This is a genomic window from Actinomycetota bacterium, from assembly GCA_035536535.1.
Lineage (GTDB): Bacteria > Actinomycetota > JAICYB01 > JAICYB01 > JAICYB01 > DATLNZ01.
The window spans coordinates 1-20396 of record DATLNZ010000131.1 but is presented as its reverse complement, the minus strand read 5'-3'; the positions used below and the strand labels follow the sequence as shown (position 1 = coordinate 20396).

The 20396-nt window shown below is 68.8% G+C and carries 16 protein-coding genes; 5 read left to right on the top strand and 11 right to left on the bottom strand.

Going from position 1 to position 20396, the window contains the following annotated elements:
- The 6 genes from VNE62_09020 to VNE62_08995 are packed head-to-tail and all read right to left on the bottom strand — an operon-like array spanning position 1 to position 6395.
- The gene (locus VNE62_09020; GenBank protein HVE92421.1) at positions 1-951 is read right to left on the bottom strand and encodes an alpha/beta fold hydrolase; all 951 of its coding nucleotides are present in this window, start codon (positions 949-951) and stop codon (positions 1-3) included.
- Entirely contained in the window at positions 948-2396 is a 1449-nt protein-coding gene (locus VNE62_09015) for a long-chain fatty acid--CoA ligase (protein ID HVE92420.1), read from the bottom strand. The genes VNE62_09020 and VNE62_09015 overlap by 4 nt, the downstream gene beginning before the upstream one ends.
- Positions 2383-3414: a 3-oxoacyl-ACP synthase gene (locus tag VNE62_09010; GenBank protein ID HVE92419.1), complete on the bottom strand. Its 1032-nt coding sequence runs from the start codon at positions 3412-3414 to the stop codon at positions 2383-2385. Before VNE62_09010 ends, VNE62_09015 begins: the two co-directional genes overlap by 14 nt.
- Complete coding sequence (locus VNE62_09005) at positions 3411-4205, bottom strand: alpha/beta fold hydrolase (protein HVE92418.1); 795 nt, start codon at positions 4203-4205, stop codon at positions 3411-3413. The genes VNE62_09010 and VNE62_09005 overlap by 4 nt, the downstream gene beginning before the upstream one ends.
- Positions 4177-4893: a TetR/AcrR family transcriptional regulator gene (locus VNE62_09000; protein ID HVE92417.1), complete on the bottom strand. Its 717-nt coding sequence runs from the start codon at positions 4891-4893 to the stop codon at positions 4177-4179. Before VNE62_09000 ends, VNE62_09005 begins: the two co-directional genes overlap by 29 nt.
- A complete protein-coding gene (locus VNE62_08995) occupies positions 4893-6395 on the bottom strand; it encodes an ABC transporter substrate-binding protein (protein ID HVE92416.1) in 1503 nt (500 codons plus the stop codon). Before VNE62_08995 ends, VNE62_09000 begins: the two co-directional genes overlap by 1 nt.
- Positions 6396-6499: 104 nt before the next feature.
- Between VNE62_08995 and VNE62_08990 the strand changes: the two genes are divergently transcribed.
- The 3 genes from VNE62_08990 to VNE62_08980 are packed head-to-tail and all read left to right on the top strand — an operon-like array spanning position 6500 to position 10426.
- Positions 6500-7360, top strand: a complete 861-nt coding sequence (locus VNE62_08990) for a branched-chain amino acid ABC transporter permease (GenBank protein HVE92415.1) — start codon at positions 6500-6502, stop codon at positions 7358-7360.
- A complete protein-coding gene (locus VNE62_08985) occupies positions 7357-9684 on the top strand; it encodes a branched-chain amino acid ABC transporter ATP-binding protein/permease (protein HVE92414.1) in 2328 nt (775 codons plus the stop codon). Before VNE62_08990 ends, VNE62_08985 begins: the two co-directional genes overlap by 4 nt.
- The gene (locus VNE62_08980) at positions 9677-10426 is read left to right on the top strand and encodes an ABC transporter ATP-binding protein (protein ID HVE92413.1); all 750 of its coding nucleotides are present in this window, start codon (positions 9677-9679) and stop codon (positions 10424-10426) included. The genes VNE62_08985 and VNE62_08980 overlap by 8 nt, the downstream gene beginning before the upstream one ends.
- A gap of 94 nt (positions 10427-10520) precedes the next feature.
- On the opposite strand, the gene VNE62_08975 is transcribed toward VNE62_08980, so the two are convergent.
- The 3 genes from VNE62_08975 to VNE62_08965 all read right to left on the bottom strand — a co-directional run bounded on the left by VNE62_08975 (position 10521) and on the right by VNE62_08965 (position 16436).
- The gene (locus VNE62_08975) at positions 10521-15335 is read right to left on the bottom strand and encodes an Ig-like domain-containing protein (GenBank protein ID HVE92412.1); all 4815 of its coding nucleotides are present in this window, start codon (positions 15333-15335) and stop codon (positions 10521-10523) included.
- A 158-nt stretch (positions 15336-15493) separates the two neighbouring features.
- Entirely contained in the window at positions 15494-15748 is a 255-nt protein-coding gene (locus VNE62_08970) for a GlsB/YeaQ/YmgE family stress response membrane protein (GenBank protein ID HVE92411.1), read from the bottom strand.
- A gap of 4 nt (positions 15749-15752) precedes the next feature.
- A complete protein-coding gene (locus VNE62_08965) occupies positions 15753-16436 on the bottom strand; it encodes a cyclase family protein (protein ID HVE92410.1) in 684 nt (227 codons plus the stop codon).
- Here VNE62_08965 and VNE62_08960 point away from each other — a divergent pair.
- Positions 16435-17814, top strand: a complete 1380-nt coding sequence (locus VNE62_08960) for a sulfite exporter TauE/SafE family protein (protein HVE92409.1) — start codon at positions 16435-16437, stop codon at positions 17812-17814. The genes VNE62_08965 and VNE62_08960 overlap by 2 nt on opposite strands.
- 16 nt (positions 17815-17830) lie before the next feature.
- On the opposite strand, the gene VNE62_08955 is transcribed toward VNE62_08960, so the two are convergent.
- Both VNE62_08955 and VNE62_08950 read right to left on the bottom strand, forming a co-directional pair.
- Positions 17831-18622, bottom strand: coding sequence for a CAP domain-containing protein (locus tag VNE62_08955; protein ID HVE92408.1), 792 nt, complete (start codon positions 18620-18622; stop codon positions 17831-17833).
- Positions 18623-18710: 88 nt separating this feature from the next.
- Entirely contained in the window at positions 18711-19352 is a 642-nt protein-coding gene (locus VNE62_08950; protein HVE92407.1) for a histidine phosphatase family protein, read from the bottom strand.
- An 87-nt stretch (positions 19353-19439) separates the two neighbouring features.
- On the opposite strand from VNE62_08950, the gene VNE62_08945 reads away from it, so the two are divergent.
- Entirely contained in the window at positions 19440-20366 is a 927-nt protein-coding gene (locus VNE62_08945) for a peptidylprolyl isomerase (GenBank protein ID HVE92406.1), read from the top strand.
- Positions 20367-20396: the final 30 nt, after the last annotated feature.

Here is a 20396-nt window from a genome sequence, read left to right as displayed (position 1 = left end):
TTACGGCGCCGGCGCGTAGGGGACCGGGCAGGTGAAGGCGGAGCCGGCCTCCACCGCGGCCAGAAACGCCGCATAGTCGCGGACGATCCGGGGATCCACCCGAAGGTCGTTGTGGTAGAAGCCGGGGTACTCGCAGTTGGCGGCTCCCTCCAGGCGCGGAGACTGCGCGTAGGTGGGTCCGGCGAAGGCGGGATCTCCGACTCCGGTCCCGTCGTAGACGGTCATCCAGCGCGTCGGTCCGGGGGCCTCGTCCGGCTGGTTCATCTCGCGGAGCCACTCGGTGCCGGCGGCGATCTCGTTGCAGGACTCGACCGTCGTCTCCGACCCGGGCGGACAGAAGCTGGTCCCGTGATTCGACCCGGCGATGCCGACAAAACCCGCCACGGCTTCCCGGACCTCCGGCACCTCGAACATCGTCCTGCGGGCCACCGTCACGCCCAGCGAGTGTCCGACGAGCATCACCTTCTCCGAGCCCGTGTAGCGCCGGACCCCGGCGACGAAGGCGGCGAGGTCGGCGACGTTCTGGCCGTTGCCGGTGACCACGCACCCGATGCTGCGCGCGCGGTCCTGTGCGTAAGGACCGTTGTTGCGGGTGAGCAGTCCGCCGTCGTTGGTGCAGCCGACGCCGTTGTACGAAAGCGCCCAGAGGTCGCCCGAGCTGTACCCGAACTCGGCCTTGAGCTGGCTGATTACCGGGTACCACGTGGCGGCGTCGGTGTTGTTGCCGTGGACGAACACGACGGGGGTGTGGGATGTCCGGGGCGCGCCGCCTCCGATGCCCCCGATTCGCCAATCGGTCCACTCCGAGTCCGTCAGGGAGGCGAAGTCCGCCGGGAGGTGGTTGGCGGCCTCGGCCGCCGGACGCATGTGCCCGGCCGCCGTGTGAGCGGATGCCGGGGCCGCCGCCGCGGCGACCAGCACGGACGCCAGAAGCGCCGTCCACCGTCTCACTTCGACTTCGCCTCCTCACGCTCACCACGCTCACCACGCAACTGCATCTTGGCCACCTTGCCGGAGGCCGTCCGGGGGAGCGCCTCGAGGAACTCGATCTGCTTCGGGCACTTGAACCCCGCGAGCCTCTCGCGGCACCAGGAGATCAGTTCGGCCTCCCGCGGCCCTGTTCCTTGCCTGACCGCGACGAATGCCTTGACCGATTCGCCCCAACGTTCGTCGGGCACTCCCACCACGGCCGCCTCGACGACGCCGGGATGCGCGTGTAGGACGTCCTCGACCTCGGCGGGGTACACGTTCTCGCCGCCGGTGATGATCATGTCCTTCAGGCGGTCCACTACGTAGACGTAGCCCTCGTCGTCCACTCGTCCGACGTCGCCCGTCCGCAGCCACCCATCCGCCAGCACCTGCGAGGTCGCCTCCGGCAGCCCGTGGTAGCCGGACATCACCGAAGGTCCCCGCAGCTGGATCTCGCTGCTCTCATCCGCGAGACGGACGTCGGTGTAGAAGTACGGCCTCCCGGCGGAACCCAGCTTCTCCCGGGACATCTCGGCCGGCAGACACAGCGCGTTCGGGGCGGCCTCCGTCAAGCCGTAGCCCTGGATGAACCTGACCCCCCGCGACTCGTAGGCTTCGATCAGCGAAAGGGGGGCCGGGGCGCCGCCGCAGACGACGAAGCGCAGGCCCGACAGGTCGGCGTCCTCGAAACGCGGGTGCTCGCGCAGGAACAGATACACGGCCGGGACGCCCATCATCCAGGTGACGCCTTTCCGCTCGATCGCTTCCAGCGCGGCGTCGGCGTCGAATGCCGGTTCTAGCAGGACCGTGGCCCCCTTCCACAGCAGGACCAGCGTGTTCACGTTCCAGCCGCCGATGTGAAACATGGGCAGGACCATCAGGGACCGGTCGGTGGAGACGACGTCCAGCGACACGAGCATGTTGAGGTTGGTCCAGAAGAAGTTGCCGTGGGTGAGCACGGCTCCCTTGGGGCGTCCGGTCGTGCCGGACGTGTACATGATCATCAGCGGGTCCTCGGCCCTGACCAGGACCTGCGGCTCGGCCCCCGGACCGTCCCCCAGCGTCCGAAGGTCCTCGTCGGTCAGGACCAGCTTCGCTGCGGAGTCTTGCAGGATGTAGTCGATCTCCGGCTGTGCCAGCCGCCAGTTCACCGGGACGATCACGGCCCCGAGCTTCGCGCAGGCGAAGAAAACCTCGAGGTACTCGACGCTGTTGCGCGCCAGAACCGCGACCCGGTCCCCTTTGGCGACTCCGTGTTCCACCAGAGCGGCGGCCTTGGAGTTCGTCCGGTCATTCAGCTGCTGGTACGTGGTCTGCCGGCCGTAGCACTCGACGGCCACCCTCCAGGGCGTGAGGTCGGCGCGCCGGCGGGCCCAGAACCCTATGGACTCGTACGGGAAATTGGGGACCGACTCAGCCGGATGCACGGCTTCCCCACCGCAGGCAGGTGGCGGCCCACGTGTAGCCGGTCCCCGCCGCCAGGATGCAGACGAGGTCGCCGTCGCTGAGATGTCCGTCATCTTGCGCGAGTGACAAGGCGATGAACGGGTCGATTGCGCTCATGTGTCCCCAGTCGTGCAGGTACCACGACCTCTCCGACGTGAGCCCGAGCTTGGCCAGCAACGTCTCGTGCAGCGAGCGCTTGACGTGGATCGTGGCCAGGAAGCCCAGATCGGAGACTGAGTGACCGGACCTCTCGATGGCGTCGGTCGCGACCTGCAGGAAGTTGGGGACGGTGATCGGGTCCAGCAACTCCTTCATGTGGGGCGGGTCGGCGACGTCCAGGAAGTGCATTTTCGAGTCCACCGTCTCGTGGGATGCGGGGTGCACCGAGCCCCCCGCCGGGACGCGGACGTCTAGCGAGAAGCGGCCGTCGGTGAGAATGCTCGACTCAAGGACCTCGTTGCGATCCAATCCCCTCTCGAGCAGGACGGCCACACCGCCGGCGCCGAAGTTGAACATGAACCTCGACCTGGAGTTCCCGTAGTCGATGAGCGACCCTTCGCGAGCGGCCCCCACCAGAAGGACCCGCCGCAGCCGGTCGTCGGACCGCATCATGTCCCGCACCACCTTCAGGGCCACGGGGGCGCCGGCGCTCACGTTGATCAGCTCCAGCGCGAATGCGTTAACGGCGCCCAGCCGGTGCTGGATGTGCGGCGAGGCGCTCCAGACCTCGTAGTCCTTCCAGTACGAGCCGAAGTACACGACGGCGTCCAGTGAGGCTGCGTCCAGCTCCTGCAGCTCGAGCAGGCGGCGCCCTGCGCCCACGCACATGTCGGACACGTGCTCGTCCGGGGCAGCGACGTGCTTGGAGGTGAGGCCGAACTTCTCGATCAGGAGCTGCTCGTCCAGCCCCGCTGCGTCGGCGATCTGGGCCGCCGTCTGGACCCCGGCCGGCTCGTACCGCTCGATTCCGCGGATCCCCACCGGGACCGCAGCGCTCACCTGCAGTGCTCCGGTATCCGGGCGTTCACCCATTCCGGCTGTTCGACACCCATCACGTGCCCGGCCCCCGGGCACAGCGCGACCCGCGCTCCGGGGATGGCGTCGGCGATGAGCTTGGCGTTTTCACACGGGACGAACTGGTCCTGGGTCCCGTGACAGACCAACGTGGGTGCGGTTATCGACCGCAACCGATCCGTCAGGTCCGTGCGACCGGCGACCGTGGACTGGGCGACAAGCGACGCCGGGTCCGGGAGGTTGGACAGCCGCCGCGCGAGCAGGTCGTCGAACTCGTCCGGGTGGGCTTCGGACCATCCCGGGCTGAGCGAGTAGGGCAGGACCTTCCGCAGCCGCTGCTCGGGCGTCAGGTCCGGCATCGGGTCGAGGACGGCGGCCAGGGTCTCCTCCGGATAAGGGACCGATCCCGGACCGGGAAAGGGCGAAGCCATCACCACGAGAGACAGGACGCGCTCCGGCCGGTCCGAAGCCAGGGCCATCGCGACGATCCCTCCGAGCGAGATGCCCACCACGTGAGCCGATTCCGCCCCCGCGGCTTCCATCACCGAGTCGACGTCCATTGCCATGTCGTCTGCTGTGTAGGTCGTTGTCACCTTGGAGGAGCCGCCTACGCCCCGGTGGTCGAACGTGATCACGGTGTAGTCGCGGCTGAGGTCGGGCACCTGCCGGTACCAGGCCCAGCTGCCCTGCCCCCACCCGGCGATGAGCAGGAGCGGGGGCCCGGCCCCCGCCACCTCGTAGCTCAGCTCAACGTCGCCGTTGCGCGCCGTTGCCACTCGCCCGCTCCCGCTGCTGCAGCCGCGCACCGTTGGAGCGGCCGTTGCCCTTCGCACAGTCGCCGTCGGCGGGCTCGGCGCCGAGCCCGCGCAGCACGAACTGCATGACGGTGTCGAAGACCCGCTTCGGCACCTGTGCGCCGTCCTCCCACAGCACCCAGCGCATTCCCGTGAAGTCCGCCACCGCCATCAGGCAGTAGGCCAGGGCCTCTGGGTCGGCGTGGTCGATGTTACCGGCGTCCATCGACTGCCTGAGGCCCCGGACGTAGGACTGGCCGAGCTTCCGGTACCACTGCCGGAACACCTCGCGGTCCACGAACTCCGCGTTGCGCACCACGCGGTAGATGTCCGGATGGCGCCGGACCCACGCCAGGAACGTCGCAAAACCGGCTCGTTCGATCTCGGCGCGCGACGCGAGTCCCTGGGTGGCCTCCCGCAGCTCCGTCCGGAGTTCGTGGCCCCGCGCGTTTACCAGTTCTATGAGGCACTCCTGCTTTGAAGTGAAGTAGACGTAGAACGTCCCCATGGCCACTTCCGCTTCGCGCGTCAGGTCGGCAATGGACGCCGCGTGGTAGCCGTCCCGGCCGAAGATCTCCTCGGCCGCCTCGAGCAGCCTGAGTTTGGTGCGCTCGCCCTTGGTCAGGGCGTCGGCGGGGGCGGTGACCCGCGAGACTGGTGAGGCGGGCATCAGAAACCTTCCTGGCACGTCTCGATCTGCTTCCAAAGCGCGCCCGGCTGGCCCGTGGGGGTCCTACCGCCGCGGACGGCCTCGTAGATGTTCGTCTTGTGGCCGCCAAAGTGCCTGGTGCCGCGAGAGAAGTCCGCCTCGCAGAGCGGGTCGACACGCGGCCTGTAGCCGTTCAGGAGGATTCCTGCGATCTTGTTGCGGGTGCAGTCCTTGCCGCAGTCCGTCAGCAGCTTGTGCAGGGACTTCCACCCCAGCCAGAACATCCAATCGACGTCGTTGAGCTCCGAGGAGCTCTTGTCGCACGGGCTCTTGCAGTGCTTGTCGTATGCGGCCTTCATCGCCTGGATCTCGCCGAACCAGGGCTGGCCCGTCGTGTTGTTCAGATCGAAGGCGGGGGTGGGCCACCACGTCTGCACGGCGGGAGCCGAGGCGGTGCTCTCCCCGATCGTGTCGTTGGTGAGCTGGAAGCCGTAGTTGAACCACCGCGGCCTGTAGTTGTGAGGCGCGTTCTCCGCCTGCTGGTACATCTTCGCGAAGTTGATGACGTTCTCATTTGAGAACAGCACGCACTGCGAGGCGGGACACTTGACCTTGAGGTCGTCGATGACCACGTTGTAGTCGTCCCCGTTGTTGGTCTTGTGCGTGGCTTCGACCTTGATGCCTCGTCGGGCCATCTCGGCGTTGAAGCCGACGAGCGAGCCGTCCCAGTTGGGGCTGTTCCGCGAGATGACGGCGACTTTCTTGCCCGGATGCCTCGTGGCGATGAACTGGGCTATCTGGCGGCCCACAGTCTGCAGGGTGGGGGCCATCGCGAACGAGAAGTTCTTGTTCTGGGCCCCGTCCTCGGTCGCCATCGAGTGGAAGTACAGCTGCCGGTTCGTCTCGGCCCACTCGCGCACCCGGGGGATCTGGTCAAACCCGACGCCGGACATCATCAGCGCGTTCCCGTTCGCCTTGCAGGAGTCGGCGGCACGGATTGCGACGTCGGGGGAGTATGCGTCGTCCTCGAACTGGACCTTCACCCTCCGGCCGAAGACGCCGTTCTGCTCGGCATTGATCATCCGCCAGTAGACGTCCTCGTCCTCCTTCTTGTTGTTGAAAAGATCGCCCAGGGCAAAAGCCGCGTGCATGCAGAGCTTGATCTCGGAGGACGAGATCCCGACTGTGTCCTCCTGCGCGTTGAACAGGTTGGCCACCGGGATGCCCGTGGCGGGGTCAATCGTCACCGTGGGCTTCTCTCCGGGCTTCGCGACCACCCGCGCCGCGGACGCCTTTCGCGCGGCGGTCGCAGCGGCACCTTCCGCCGCTCCTGTGGGTCTCTCGGCCCCCGGACCGATGATGGCGCCTACCTCGGTCGGTGCGGCCGTCTCGATGACGACGGCCGGCGTGGCTTTCGGACCCCGCTTCGAGGTAACCCTGGAGATCGGTCTGGAGGCGGAACAGGCCGACCCTGCCAGCGCCACTACCGCCACTACGGCGACTGCCCGGGATCTGAGGATCATCGACGCGCCCCCTTGACGTCCTTCGGGTAACCTACCTAGCATCTGAAAACTGAATCACCTTTCAGTTCCATCAGGTTAGGCGGCTGGGCAGGGGGCGTCAAGGCGTGGACCTCATAGTCATCGGCGTTGCCCTCGGGGCCGTCTACGGGCTGGTGGCGGTGGGCATAGTCCTCGTGTACAAGAGCACGAGGGTCCTGAACTTCGCCCAGGCCGAGCTAGGAACGTTCGGCCTGTACATCTCCTGGACGCTGTTGCAGAAGAACGTGAACTGGCTTCTGGCGGCCATCGTGGCCGTGGCCGCGACGACGGCCGTCGGAGTGGGTTTCGAGCGCCTCGTCATAAGGCCCATGGGGGACGCGTCCCGGGTGTCGCTGTCCGTGGCGACGGCGGGGCTGCTCCTGCTGCTCTTTGCGGTGGAGCTGAAGATCTGGAGGATCTCCCCGCGCACGGTGGATTCGCCCTTTAAAGGCGACGGGATCTCCGCGCTGGGGCTTTCGATCGACCCTCCCCGCCTCCTCGCTCTCGCCGCCCTCGGGGTCATAGCCGCGGGACTGGCCGTGCTGTTCACGAAGACCAGATTCGGACTCGGCATCCTCGCCGTGGCCGAGGACGCCGGCACCGCGAGGTTGATGGGCGTTCCTTACGCACGCGTATCGATGTTCACGTGGGGACTGGCGGGAGCCGTCGGCGGCCTCGCGGGACTTCTCATCGGCCCCCTGCAGGGCGTGTTCGCTCCGCTGACCCTGACCGGCGTGCTGTTCGTCCCGGGTCTGACGGCCGCGCTGCTCGGCGGCCTGACCGCGCTGCCGGGCGCGTTTGTTGGAGGAATCGCCGTCGGAGTCATCGAGACGCTGCTTCGGCGGCGGTTTCCGACCGTCCCCGGCATTGGCAGCTACGGGATGCTCGCTCTGATCCTCACCATCCTGCTCGCGCGGCCACGGGGACTGCTCGGGAGGGCCGCGTGAAGGTGCTGGACCGGGTCGGGGAGGAAGGGACAACGACCCCGCGCGCAGGCCGTCCCCCGGCGACGAGGTCCTGGCCACGGAGCATCGCCTGGGGGGCCGGGCTCGTGCTGGTGCCGCTGATCGCCAGGCTCGTGCTCCCCGAGTCGTTTATCGGCGTGATCGCCACTCCGATCGCGGTCGGCCTGGCTTTCGGAGTCGCGGCCATCGGGCTCAACATCGCGATGGGCTACGCCGGGCAGGTGTCGCTCGGCCACGCCGCCTTCCTCGGCGTCGGCGCCTACTCCAGCGCTCTCGTCACTGAGCGGTGGAGATGGTCGTTCCTCGCGGGGGTGGCCACTGCCGTGGTCATCACGTCACTGACCGCGCTGTTGCTCGGGGTGGTCTCGCTGCGCATCCGCGGGCTGTATCTCGCCGTGTCGACCCTTGCGTTCAGCATCGCGATGTACGACGGGTTGTTTAAGACGCAATTTCTGACCGGGGGATCCGCGGGCGCGCCCGCGCCCCGCCCCGTGGCGGGCAACTTCATCTTCACGGACAACATGCACTACATCGCGCTGTTGGTCGCGCTGGTGCTGGTGGTGTGGCACCTGGACCGAAACCTCACGCGCTCAAAGCTCGGACGCGCCTTCAACGCGATCCGGGCAGACGAGGACATGGCCGCCAGCCTCGGCGTCAACGTCACGGCCTACAAGACGGGCGCATTCGTGCTGGCGGGTGTTTTCACCGGGGTCGCCGGCGCCATGTACGCCCCGATCACGACGCTGGTGCAGCCGGACAACTTCCGCTTCGACCTGTCACTCCTGTTCGTGATCATGCTCGTCGTTGGGGGCCTCGGCTCCCGGGTGGGCGTCTTCTCGGCTGCCGTGGCTTTCACAGTGTTCCCGCGGCTGCTGGACCGGTTCGCAGTCTTCACCGACCTCCAGTTTCTGGTCGGGGCGCTGCTGCTCCTCGTGACGCTGGTGCGCCATCCGGGAGGCTTTGCGCAGGTCATGTCCGAGGGTCGCGAGCGCAAGAGGTCAAAGGCGGAGGCCCAGGCGCCGCAGACCGATGACGTCGTGATGGCGGCCTTGCCGGCGCCGAAGTCCGATCGCGCGCACGGCGGGGCCTCGGCGGGATCGTCCGCCGTCCTCGAGGTGCGCGACCTCTCCGTCCGGTTTGGGGGGCTGCAGGCGGTGGATGAGGCGACGTTCGACGTCCAACGAGGGAAGATCGTCGGCCTCATCGGTCCGAACGGCGCGGGCAAGACCACGTGCTTTAACGCCATCTCGGGGCTTGTCCGGCCCACGTCGGGCTCCATCCGGCTGCTCGGCCGGGACGTGACGAACCTTCCGGCCCACGAGAGGGCGTCGCTGGGGATCGGCCGTACGTTCCAGATGCTCGGCCTTGCAAAGGACCTGACCGTCATGGACAACCTGCTCCTGGCGCAGCACCGGCTTGCGACATACCCGGCCCCCGTGGCGCTGCTCAGGCCGCCGCCGGTCGCGCGGAGGGAAGCCGATCTGGAGGAGGCGGCGCGCGAGGCGCTGGCGGCTCTGCGATTCGAGAGGTTCGCCGAAGCCCCTCTCCGGACGCTGAGCCACGGCCAGCAGAGGCTGGTAGAGCTCGCAGCGGCACTGGTGACATCCCCCGAACTGCTTTTGCTGGACGAGCCGTCCGGTGGAATGGCTCCCAGCGCTGCCGAGTCGCTCGCGCAGCGGCTCATCGAGATCCGGGACCGCCTCGGCCACACTGTGCTGCTCATCGAGCACCACATCCCGCTGGTCCTGGCCGTCTGCGACACCGTCCACGTGCTGTCTGCGGGTAGCATCCTCGCCAGCGGCGCGCCTTCGGAGATAGTCACGGACGCGGCCGTGGTGGAGGCGTACCTCGGGACGACCGCCGGGCGCCGCGCGCAGGCTCAGGCGGCGGCTGCCGCCGACGACATCGCGTCTCCCGCTCCCGCAAGTCCAAGAAAGCGCCGCACCGCGGCAAGGACGGCCGCGCCTGCCAAGGCGCCGGCCCCAAAGAAGCGCGCCGCGGCGGCGAAGCCTGCTTCCGCGGCGTCCAATGGACGCAAGCCGGTGCCCAGGGCAAGGATTGCCGCAGAACCCGATGCGCGGCAGGTCTCATCGAGCCGGGCGAATGGCAAGAAGACGGCCAAGCCCGCGAGCAAGGCGAGCACGCCCGCGAAGCGTTCGGGGGCCCAGTCAAAGAAGCCGCTCGCCAAGGCGAAGACGGTGGCGGCTCCCAAGGCCCGTGCGCGTGCGAAGACGGTGGCGGCTCCCACGGCCCGTGCGCGTGCGAAGACGGCTACGAGGAAGAAGAAGAAGACGACCAATGCCTGACTCAGGCTCCATCCTCGAGCTGCGGGACGTGGTCACGGGCTTCGGCCCCCATCAGGTCCTGCACGGCGTGTCGTTCGAGGTCCCCGCGCAGGGCGTGACGGCTCTGCTGGGCCTGAACGGAGCGGGCAAGTCGGTGACCCTCAAGACGATCTCCGGACTGCTGAAGCCGTGGTCGGGCGAGATCCTGCTGTCGGGGGAGCCGATCCACGCCCTCACCCCCGAGCAGCGCGTCGGACGTGGACTGGCGCACGTGCCGCAGGGACGCGCGGTCTTCCCGGCGCTTTCGGTTGAGCAGAACCTGCGCCTGGGGGCGTACACGGTCCGCGACACAAAGAAACTGCAGGAGGCGTTCGACCACGTGTACGGACTCTTCCCTCGCCTGCACGAGCGGCGCCCGCAGGCGGCCGGCACGCTGTCGGGCGGGGAGCAGGAGATGCTGGCGGTGGGCAGGGCACTGATGTCTTTCCCGAAGGTGGTGCTGGTGGACGAGCCGTCCCAGGGACTGGCTCCGGTGGTGGTCGAGGGGTTGATGGAGACGCTGCGCGCGGCCAACGAGGCCGGGACGACCGTGCTGATGGTGGAGCAGAACGTGTCGTTCGCCCTGGACCTGGCCGGCAACGTCCTGCTCATGCAGCGCGGACAGATCGTCTACTCGGGCGGTGGCCGGGACCTCGACACGGGCAGGATCATGTCCCTGCTGGGGGTCGGGGATCTCGTCCGCATCCAGACCGGCGATCGCTGACGCCGAGATTCCCGCCGTCCGGCTGACCAATGGATCGGGGCGGAAATGAAACAGGGCGGGCCGTCAGGCCCGCCCTGTTTCGGTGAAGCGGGATCTAGATCACGAACACCGGGCTCGTGGTTACTGGGCTGACGTTGCCGGCTTCGTCGTACGCGACCACCTTGAGCGTGTAGTCGCCGTGCGGCAGGAACACGTGGCTGAAGTCGGCCTCCCAGGTGAGGTCCTTTGCGGTGCCGCTGGACTTGGCGTGCACCAGCGTCTCGGCTCCCTTGGAGTTGACGAGCCTGGCCACCACCGAGAACACCGGTGAAGTGGCGTCGCTGGCGGTTCCGCTGAACTCGAGGGTCGACAGGACCGGCGTGGAAAGGTAGACCGGCGCCACCGCGTCGATCCCGACGTTCGGCGTGCCGCGGTCCAGAGTGACGCCGGCCGTTGCGCTCTCTGCGTCCGCCGTGGCCCCGGCGATGATCGCGCCGTCCTGCAGGGTCGAGACGTCCAGCTTCACGGACTTCGTCTGTCCCCGGCCGACCTGCTCGTATCGGGTGACCGTCGTCGTGCCGTCACTGACGGTGAGGTCCATGTCTGCGATCGCCGTCGGTCCCGGGTGAGTCACCTCGACCGTGAGCTTGCCGTCCTGCAGTTGGGCCGGTCCGGCGTAGCCGAAGCCGTTGTCGATGATGACGAGCATCGGCTTGTCCGCGCTGGCCTGCTTTGTCGCCGCCCTTGTGGCGGATCCGACGTTGCCGGCCGCGTCTGTCGCCGTGGCGGTGAACGTGACGGCCCCGTTGCGCAGGGAAGCAGCGTTGATGTCGGTTGCGCTCCACAGTCCGGCGGCGTCCACCGTGGCTGCCTTCGGCGTGCTGGTACGGGTGCCGTCGGTGACCTGGACGCTGACCGTCGAGCCGGGCTCTGCCGTGCCGGAGGCGATGACCGCGGTCTGGTTGGTCTGGTTGATCGGGCTGGTCACCGTGGTCACGGCGACGGCCGGGGCCAGAGTGTCCACCGTGAAGCTTCGACCGGGCGACACCGTCGAGACGTGCCCCGCAGCGTCCGTGGCGGTCGCGGTGACAGAGTGGGCGCCGTCGGCGAGCAGCGACGCTGCAGACCACGATCCATTGCTCGCCGCCGTCGCCGTTGCCACGGTGGAAGATCCCTCGCTGATCGTGACCAGCGACCCCGGCTCCGCCGATCCGGCGAGGCTGACGTTGGCCACCCGCAGCATCGCGTCCTGAACGGGGGTGACGATTACGGGCACCTGCGGTGGGGTGGCATCCACAGTGAAGCTGCGTGTCCCGGACTCTGCCGTGTTGCCGGCGGCGTCCGTCGCCACGGCCTTAACCGAGTGCGATCCGTCCAGGTAGTCGGCCACCACAACCCATGCTCCGGAGCCATCGGCCACGGCCGTGCCCTTGTCGTCGGCGACGTCGAGGACCTTCACCGACATGCCCGGCTCGGCGGTGCCCGTCACTGTGACGGAGCTGGCGGTGAAGCTGGAGCCACCGGCCGGAGCGGTGATGACCGGCACGTCGGGAGCCACAGCGTCGACCGTGAAGCTGCGCACCGGCGAGGTCGTTGAGTTGCCGGAGCCGTCCGTGGCGGTGGCGGTGACCGCGTGGGGTCCGTCCGAGAGCACCAGAGACTTTGTCCACTGGCCGGCCGCGTTGGACGTCGTCGTCCCCAGCAGGGTCGTCCCCTCGTGCAGCTGGATGGCGGCACCCGGCTCGGACGTCCCGGCGACCGTCACTGCCGCTGGGACCAGGGCACCCTCGGCGGGCTGCAGGATGTCCAGTCCGACGGGAGCGGTGAAGTCCTTGGTGATCGTGCGCGCGGCCGACTGGCGGGACAGGTTGGAGATGACGTCGTCCTTGGCCGTCGCGATGACGCGCAGCTGCCCGTCCGCCAGAGGGGCGAGCTGGGAGGCCGAGAAGGTCACGGAGTAGCCACCATTGGCGGCTGAAGTCGCCGTCCCTGTAACCGGCGGTTGCGTCGCGTCGCTCACCGCCACCGACACCGGCCTGGCGGACCAGGCGCTGCCCGTCACGGTGAGGCCACCAGAGCCGACGGTCCCAGCGGGCACCGACACCGTCGGGGTGCAGGCGAGGTTGCCCGCAGTGGTGCCCGGGAATGCGCTGGCACTGGCCAAGTCGGCCTGGACATTCGTGCTGTCGTCGGCCACGCCCTCGAAGGTGTTGCCGCAAACGACCGCGCCGACGGCGGCGTTCTGCAGGGTCACGATGCCCGGGCTGGACAGCGATCCGGGGCCCTTGGCGGCGACCCCGAGGTTGACGGCCGGCCCGGACGCGAACTTGATGTTGTTGCGGGTAGCCGACACGTGCCGGGCGCCGTTGACGACGATGCCTCGCTGGGCCCCCAGGGGAGCGTCGCTGTCACCGACGATGCCGACGATGTTGCCGTCGATCGCGATGTCGCTCGACGACGGGCCGCCCGCTGTGGAGCCGAACAGCACATTGAGGTCCTCGATCACGCCGATGGCGCCGAGGTCCGCGTCGAGCGTGGTGGGGTCGGCGAGCACGATGATGCCGTTGTCGGCGATTCGCCCGTTGGACGAGTCGCCCACGACGATTCCGCCTCCCGGCATCGGGCCGCCGGTCGGGCTCAACCTCGAGCGCAGGCCGTTGCCGATGACGCTGAAGCCATCGACCCGCGACAGCACGATGGCCGCACGGCCTCCCGCGTTGACGTCCGCGGCGCCCCCCAGCTCCTCGAGCCGTCCGAGGTTGTTGCCCGTGACGCTGACGTTGCGCAAGTGGTATCCGGTGTCACCGCTGTGGGCGTGGACCCGGATTGCGTTCATGTTGAACGAGGGGAACTCGGAGGTGAGGAAGCCAACCGCATTGGAGGCGATGGCGATGCCTTCACCGGTACCCGTTCCGCGCTGCCGTACGTCGACGGCGACGATGTCACGTGCCGCTCCGTCCGGTGCTCCGGGCGGGCTGTAGGTGATGTAGTTGCCGGCCACGTTCAGGCCGGACAGCTTCTGGCCCGAAGGAGTGGCGAAGGTCGCCGTCTTCTGGGCCGCGGCCGGGCCGTGGCTCAAGGTCAGGGTGCCCAGTGAGCCGCCGAACCCGCGGTCACTCGCGACCGCCAGGATGGCGCTGTTCATGGTCGCCTCGCCGATGATGCGGTTGGCGGCCGGGCTCGGAAGCCCGCCGGCCGCGCCGATCGTCGTGTCGGTGGAGTTGACCGTCACGATGGGCCTTGCGAGGTTCGCGAAGCGAAGGCCCCTGATGGTGACCCCGCGGCTTCCGGGGGCCACGAAGAAGGCCGTCTGCGTTCCGGATCCGGTGATGGTCGCCGACTGCGGGGCGCCATCGGATTCGATCGTCAGCCCGTTGACGGGGCTGCCGGGCCTGATGGCGACCGCGGCGGACTCGATGGAGGTGGTGTCCCCTCCGTGGGGGGCCGCCGCGCCGAAGTTGCAGGTCCCCTTCAGCTTGATCGTGTAGCCGTCGGGCGCAGCGTCCACCGCGGCCTGCACGGCCGAGATGTCGTCCACCGTGGTGTCACAGTCGACCGGGTTGAGGAAGGACTCCATGTCGAAGGTCGTGTTCTTGATGCGGACGGCGTCGATGTTGCCGTCGTAGTTGGGCCAGCTGCCCGACGATCCGGACACGAAGCGCAGCGCGGTCCCTGCGGCGGCGAGCTTGGCGCTTGGGTTGAGGGCCGCGAAGGCCGCCAGCGTCTGCGGCTCGCCCTGGCTGCCGGGGCCCGAGGTGATCCTGGTCGACCACCACTTGCCCTCGCTGGTGTCCCAGTTCTGCCAGTCGCCGGTGAGAGCCTGGCCCTGCTGGTAGGGCTCAAACACGAGCGTCTCGTCGGACGTGCCGTCGGCGTTGTTGTCCACCGAGAGGTTGACGGCCGTGCGGATGGACTCCGCCGCGTTGGTAGCGGTGTGGGTGGCGTAGGACAGCTGCAGGCTGCGAATGGCGGTCCCGTTGTAGTCGTCGGTCTGCAGCAGCGCCTTCTCTCCGACCTTGGCCACCTGACGGACGCTGCCGAGGCCTTCCGGCGGGGTGCCGGGTCCGCCCACGAACGTGCTGTTGGTTCCGTTGGCCGTGGCGCCGGGGCTGTAGGTGGACCCGTTGTAGTTCGAGATCTCCCAGCCGTTGAGGGCTTCAGGGTGAACCTTGATGAGGCTCGCACCCACGGCCTCGAAGTCGTAGCGGGTGGTCCCGACGACGACCTTGTCCACGTTGCCGTCAAAGCGGTCCCAGGCTCCCGCGCCTCCGCCGGCGGCCATGGCCACGGACAGGACGCGCACGGCCGGGTTGGCGGCGGCGTAGCTGGCCAGGGTCATGACGGGCGGGCCGAACACGCCGCCGTTGCGCGACCACCATCCGCCCGCGTCGGCGTCCCATGTCTGCCAGGTCGCTATGGCTGCGCAGTTGGTGATGCCCTGACACTGGTTGGGAACCGCATCGCCGGGATAGGAACCGGTCTGGTAGATGGGCTCGAAGAAGAGGGTGTCGTCGGCTGTGCCATTGCCGTCGAGGTCCACCACGAGCTGCATGGCCGTGGCCTGGCCCCCCTGGTTGCGGGTGACGTAGGTGGAGTAGCCGAGCTCACCGATCGAGCCCAGGCCCGTCGGCGAAGTGAGGTTCATCGAGATCTTCTGCTGGTCGGCGCCGTCGATCAGCGCCTGCCGGAAGGATCCGGCTCCCGCAGGGGGGCCGTCCGGTCCGGCGACGAACTCGCCCACGGTCGTGGGGTTTGTACCCGCGGCGACGGTCCATCCCCCGAGCTCCCCCGGGTGCACGATGGTCGCCGGTGTGGCCGCGGAGGCCAGGTTCGGCAGGTTGAGGCTCACAAGGAGCCCGGTGAGGATTACGCCGATGCCACGCACCAGGCGGCAAGACCCCCGGTGGCGCACCGTCTGCGACGACTTCATTTTGGTTTCCTTCCGTTTGTGGACGTGACCGACCAGACAGTTCCGGACGTCGTTTGCCCCAGCGGCCGGAGAACTGAAGGTCGATTCAGTGATTCGACCCTGTGGACGGAGAATCCTTCCCGCAGCCGAAAGTGGTCCTGCTGCAGGAGATGCTTCGTCTAGATGCCGCCCCGGATGAACCGCACGGCCAGCAGGAAAAGGGTCGCGCCGACGATCGCGGCCACCACGCTGGTGAGGCACCCCTTGCGGCCCTCGCCGGGCACCAGACGGTCCACGAGCAGCCCGCCCACGAGTCCTCCGACGACCCCCAGGACCAGGTTGCCGAACAGCCCGTAGGCGTCACCGAGAATGAGCTCGTCGGCCAGCCACCCGGCGAAAAGGCCCACGACCACGAATCGCAGCGGCTTCAACATCCGGTCACCTTCTCAGGATCGCGCGTCCTGGGGCTCCGTCACCGTCCACGACCCGCAGGGGAAGCGCGATCAGTTCCCACTCTCCCTGCTCGGCGTGAGCCAGGTCGAGTCCCTCGAGGACGACGATCCCGGCCTCCAGCAGTGTCCTGTGAGTGGGGTTGCCTTTGTCCCCCGACCCGAACGGCTCGATGGACAGGTAGTCGATTCCGAGAAGGCGGATGCCCCGGCTCACAACCCACTCGGCCCCCGACGCATCGTAGGCGCAGAAGTCCTCCCGGAAGGCCGAGTCGCCGGACCAACCGGAGTTGCGGGTCCTTGAAAGCAGCCGGACTGTGCCCTCGGGGATTCCGGCTGCTTCGAGGTCCTCGCCGCGGATGTGCCCCTCGACGTGCGACATGTCGGCGACGTAAGCCGGCCCGACGCACGCCTCCAGGTCCAGCGCCTCGGCCGTGGCGCCGCCCTTGACGAAGTGGACCGGCGCGTCGAAGTGGGTCCCGCCGTGGGCACCGACGGTGAGGGTGGAGACGGTGGATCGGTCGCCCCGGTTCACGCTGGACGTGACGTCGCGACCAAAGGCCGCCTGCCGCGGCCAGTGGGGGAGTCCCGGGTGAAGCGGGACCGAGATGTCTACGAGCACGGCCCATCGTATCCGCGGCGGTCCATGGCGCCGGTACTGTCGGGACGTCATGGGACGAAGACGAGCAGCCGCTCTGGGACTCCTGTCGGCGGTCGCGTTCTGGGGGCCCGGACCGGCGCAGGCCCACCCACTTGGGACTCCCCCCCTCGCGGACATCTCGGTTGCGGGGACCTCCGTCCGGACGTCGCTCACCCTGGCTCCGGACGACACCGTCCTTCTGTTCACGGTCGCCGAGGCGCCGATGCGAAGTCCGTCCGCCGCCGACGCCACCCGGCTGGCGACCCAGCCGGAGGTGCAGGCTTACCTGGCGCGGGCCTACGTCCTGTCGGTTCCCGAGGGCCCCTGCACGGCCACGGTCACCGGCGGGAAGTACACGTCCGGGAGCGGGTTCCGGTTTTTCGTTGACCACAGCTGTCCGGCCCCCGTTTCGGCGTCACTTTCCGTCCACAACGAGATCCTCCGGGAACTGTCGGACGCCTACAAGCTCGCGGTGCTCGTCCGGGTGCCCGAGGGGGCGCACCGCGCGTTCATCGGCGAAGGACAGGCCGACGCCACGGTGGACCTGACACGCCGCCCTCAGCCGGCGCCCGCGTCCTCCGGGCCTACGCCCAAGCCGTCCGGCGGGACCCGGCACCTGTCCTCGTTGTTCCGATTCCTGGACGAAGGCCGCGGTGCGGGCGCCATCGTCGCGGCCCTCGGGGTTGCCGCGCTGCTGGGGGCCCTGCACGGGCTGACCCCCGGGCACGGAAAGACCCTGGTTGCCGCGTACCTCGCAGGTTCGGACGCCAAGGTCCGCCACGCATTCGCCGTGGGTGGGGCACTGACTTTCACGCACACGGCGTCGGTCATCGCTCTGGGGGCCGTTGCGGTCGTGGCCGGCGAGACGCTGGTGCCGGAGCGGGTCGAGCCGGTGCTGTCGGCGATCGCGGCTGCGACGGTGATCCTGCTGGGGCTGTGGATGCTCGTGCGTCGGACGGTGCATCTCATGCGAGGCGGGACCGGCCACGCCCATTCCCACGAGCAGCCGCGTGCGACGGAAAGCCTCGGGGACGCCGCGGCGGAGCACGAAGAGCACGAGATGGGCCACCCGGTGGGACACCAGGGGGCCGAGCTCAAGGCGGTATCGGGACGGGGTCTGGTGGCCGTTGGGCTGGCCGGGGGACTGGTCCCGTGCCCCGAGGCCTTCGGACTGCTCTTCGTCTCGCTCACCGTGGACCGGGCGTTCGCCGGCCTTCTGATTCTCCTTGCTTTCTCAGTGGGCTTGGCCGCCGTTCTGGTGGCGGTGTCGCTGGCTCTGGTCCTGTCTCGAAAGGCGATCTCGCCCCGGCTTGAGAGGTCGCGGGTCGTGCGCTACCTGCCGGTCGTGTCCGCCGCCGTGGTCACCGCGATCGGAGTCGTACTTGCCGTAGGGGCAGCCGGGCGCCTGTAGCCGATAGACGTGACGTCTACGCGGCTCCCCGCAACCGGTCTCGCGAGATGAACGTCAGCCCGGCCGCCGCGAGAAGGACGAGGCCCGCCGGCAGCGTCACAGGAGCCGCCGGTTTGTCAGGCGGGGAGGAGCGGACTCCCGCGGGGGCATTCGCAATGGCCATGACGGCCAGCGGCTCGGCCGAAGGCGCGATTTCGGGACCTGCCGGCGCGACGGTCGTGCCAACGGGCGGTTGGGGAACCGGCGGCGCGGCCATCGGTTTCGGTGCAACCTCGCGGGGCGACCTGGTGGCGGCGGACGCCACCCGGGAGCTCCGGACAGGAGCAGGGGGCGGTGCGACGACCGGATCAGCCGACGACCTCTTGACGAAGATCACCGTGACCCAGTAACCGCCCACGGAGTCTTCGTAGATCCCATTGCCCGCCAGGTTGAAGTCTCCGAGGATGTTCGCCTGGTGCTTCGGGGAGGCCATAAAGGCGTCGAACAGGTTCGACGGGACTGAGCTGTAGCCGACGTTCTCCCCGGCCAAGCGCGTCTCGGGAACGGCGGCCATCGCGATCCCCATCAGGTCGCCGGAGTGGACGATCCCGCCGCTCTCGAACATGTGCTCAGAGTGCGCGCGCGCCGAGTCGGCCAGCGCGGACGACCACTGGAGCGGTGTCAGCCCGGCGTCGGCCCGGGCCCCGTTGCTTTTCGCCAGCAGCGTCTGCTCGGTCGCGGCGACCGTGGCGGGATCGGCGGAGACAGGGGCCGCGACGAGGGCAGCAGCGGCGAGTGCGGCCGACGCTAGGAGCTTGGCGGGAGTCACGTTGGCCTCGTTTTCGATGTTGGGGTTGTCCCTAGGAAACGAGGCGAGTACCGGGAATCAAACCGGCGAAAAGTGACTGGCCCGGCGGCTAGCGCAAGTGGGGGAGGCCCCCGGTTTCGGGGGAGATGAGGTGCCCGGGCGGCGCGGGTTGGGGGGACGGGTCCGGTTGCAGGCGGACAGCCTGACCGGGAGGGATCAGGATGCGGCCCATCCCGGCCCACGGTCCCCCCGTCAGCCGGACGAGGATCGCCCGGAGGGGCTCCAGGTGCGATACCCCGATGACGAGCCCGCCCGCATGTGCGCCGCGGACCTCGTCCAGCCAGTCCTGGACCCTGTCCGCCAGCACCTCGATGGTCTCGCCGCGCGTCAGGGAGCCGGGGTCCTCCAGGTAGGCCGCGAACTCGTCGCCCTTGCGCTCGCGCAACTCCTCCCACGTCAGCCCGCCCCACTCCGACCAGTACTTCCACTCGATCAGCCTGTCGTCGGTGACCATCGGCGCATCGCACAGCCCCGACAGGAACTCCGCAGTCTGGACCGCGCGCTCCAGCGGCGAGCAGTAGACGGCGGCGACACGGTGTCCGGAAAGTCCATGTGCGAGAGCGGCCCCCTGGGCTCGTCCGGCTTCGGACAGTCCGTAACCGGGAAGGCCCGCGTAGATGACCCCCCGCGGGTTGTGCACCTCGCCGTGCCGGACCCCGAGCACCACGGTGGACGGCTGGGGGGAAGTCATGGCGCCAGCCTAACCACGGGGGCAGGGCACCCCGTCACCCGCGTCGGGGGCCGGGCCCCCGCCCGGTTCTGATAGACATGAGACCCCATGTCGTCACGTCCCCCCAAGCGCCAGCGCAAAAAGGATGCGGCCGCCGCCAGGCGCGAGGCCATGCGCGAGATGATGGAGCGCCAGCGCCGCAGGCGTCGCATCATCAACCTCAGCGTCATCTCGGCGCTGATCCTGGGGGGAGTGGCCATAGCGGCAGTCGCGACGCTCGGGGGCAAGGAGGAGCGCAAGGCGCTGACGACCTCAAAGCCCAAGGCGTCGCCCTCCACGGCCCCGACGCCGGCCCCCATCGCCTGCGACGCCCCGCTTCCCGAGGCGGCCGGCACCAAGAAAGAGGAGTACACCGCTGCCGAGGACCAGAAGCTCAACAAGGCCAGGATTTACGTGTGGCGTCTGGAAACCTCGTGCGGCCTCATCGACATCGAGCTGGACGTGGCGCGCGCGCCCAAGACGGCCAACTCGATCGTCTTCCTCGCCCGCAAGGGCTTCTTCGACGGGCTGACCTTCCATCGCCTGGCCAAGGGCTTTGTGATCCAGGGCGGCGACCCGAAGGGAGACGGGACGGGCGGAGCCGGCTACAAGGTGACGGAGGCTCCCCCCAAGACGCTCAAGTACACGGAGGGCCTCGTTGCCATGGCCAAGGGCGGGCAGGAGGCGGCCGGGACGTCCAGCTCCCAGTTCTTCGTCGTCACCGGCCCCGGGGGCGCCGGCCTCACCCCCGACTACGCGCTGGTGGGCAAGGTCACGGCCGGACTGGATATCGCCAAGAGGATTGAGGGCTTCGCCAAGGGCGGTCCGCCCGGCGACCCGGGGGCCGAGCAGCCGACGGCCAAGGTCTACATCAACAAGTCCACGGTGGTGGAGAAGGCGCCGGCCGCATCGGTGAGTCCCGGGGCGTCCGGACGCAGCCCCTCTCCGCGAGTTTCGCCGTCGGCCACGCGGACCCCCTCCGCAACCAGGAGATAGTCGTGGCGATCAACCACGACACAGTCGGCA

Excerpts from the sequence above, each read along its gene's own strand:
- VNE62_09000 (HVE92417.1), bottom strand. The coding sequence starts at position 4,893 with ATGCCCGCCTCACCAGTCTCGCGGGTCACCGCCCCCGCCGACGCCCTG.
- VNE62_08995 (HVE92416.1), bottom strand. The coding sequence starts at position 6,395 with ATGATCCTCAGATCCCGGGCAGTCGCCGTAGTGGCGGTAGTGGCGCTG.
- VNE62_08980 (HVE92413.1), top strand. The coding sequence starts at position 9,677 with ATGCCTGACTCAGGCTCCATCCTCGAGCTGCGGGACGTGGTCACGGGC.
- VNE62_08975 (HVE92412.1), bottom strand. The coding sequence starts at position 15,335 with ATGAAGTCGTCGCAGACGGTGCGCCACCGGGGGTCTTGCCGCCTGGTG.
- VNE62_08970 (HVE92411.1), bottom strand. The coding sequence starts at position 15,748 with ATGTTGAAGCCGCTGCGATTCGTGGTCGTGGGCCTTTTCGCCGGGTGG.
- VNE62_08960 (HVE92409.1), top strand. The coding sequence starts at position 16,435 with ATGGGACGAAGACGAGCAGCCGCTCTGGGACTCCTGTCGGCGGTCGCG.
- VNE62_08965 (HVE92410.1), bottom strand. The coding sequence starts at position 16,436 with ATGACGTCCCGACAGTACCGGCGCCATGGACCGCCGCGGATACGATGG.
- VNE62_08950 (HVE92407.1), bottom strand. The coding sequence starts at position 19,352 with ATGACTTCCCCCCAGCCGTCCACCGTGGTGCTCGGGGTCCGGCACGGC.
- VNE62_08945 (HVE92406.1), top strand. The coding sequence starts at position 19,440 with ATGTCGTCACGTCCCCCCAAGCGCCAGCGCAAAAAGGATGCGGCCGCC.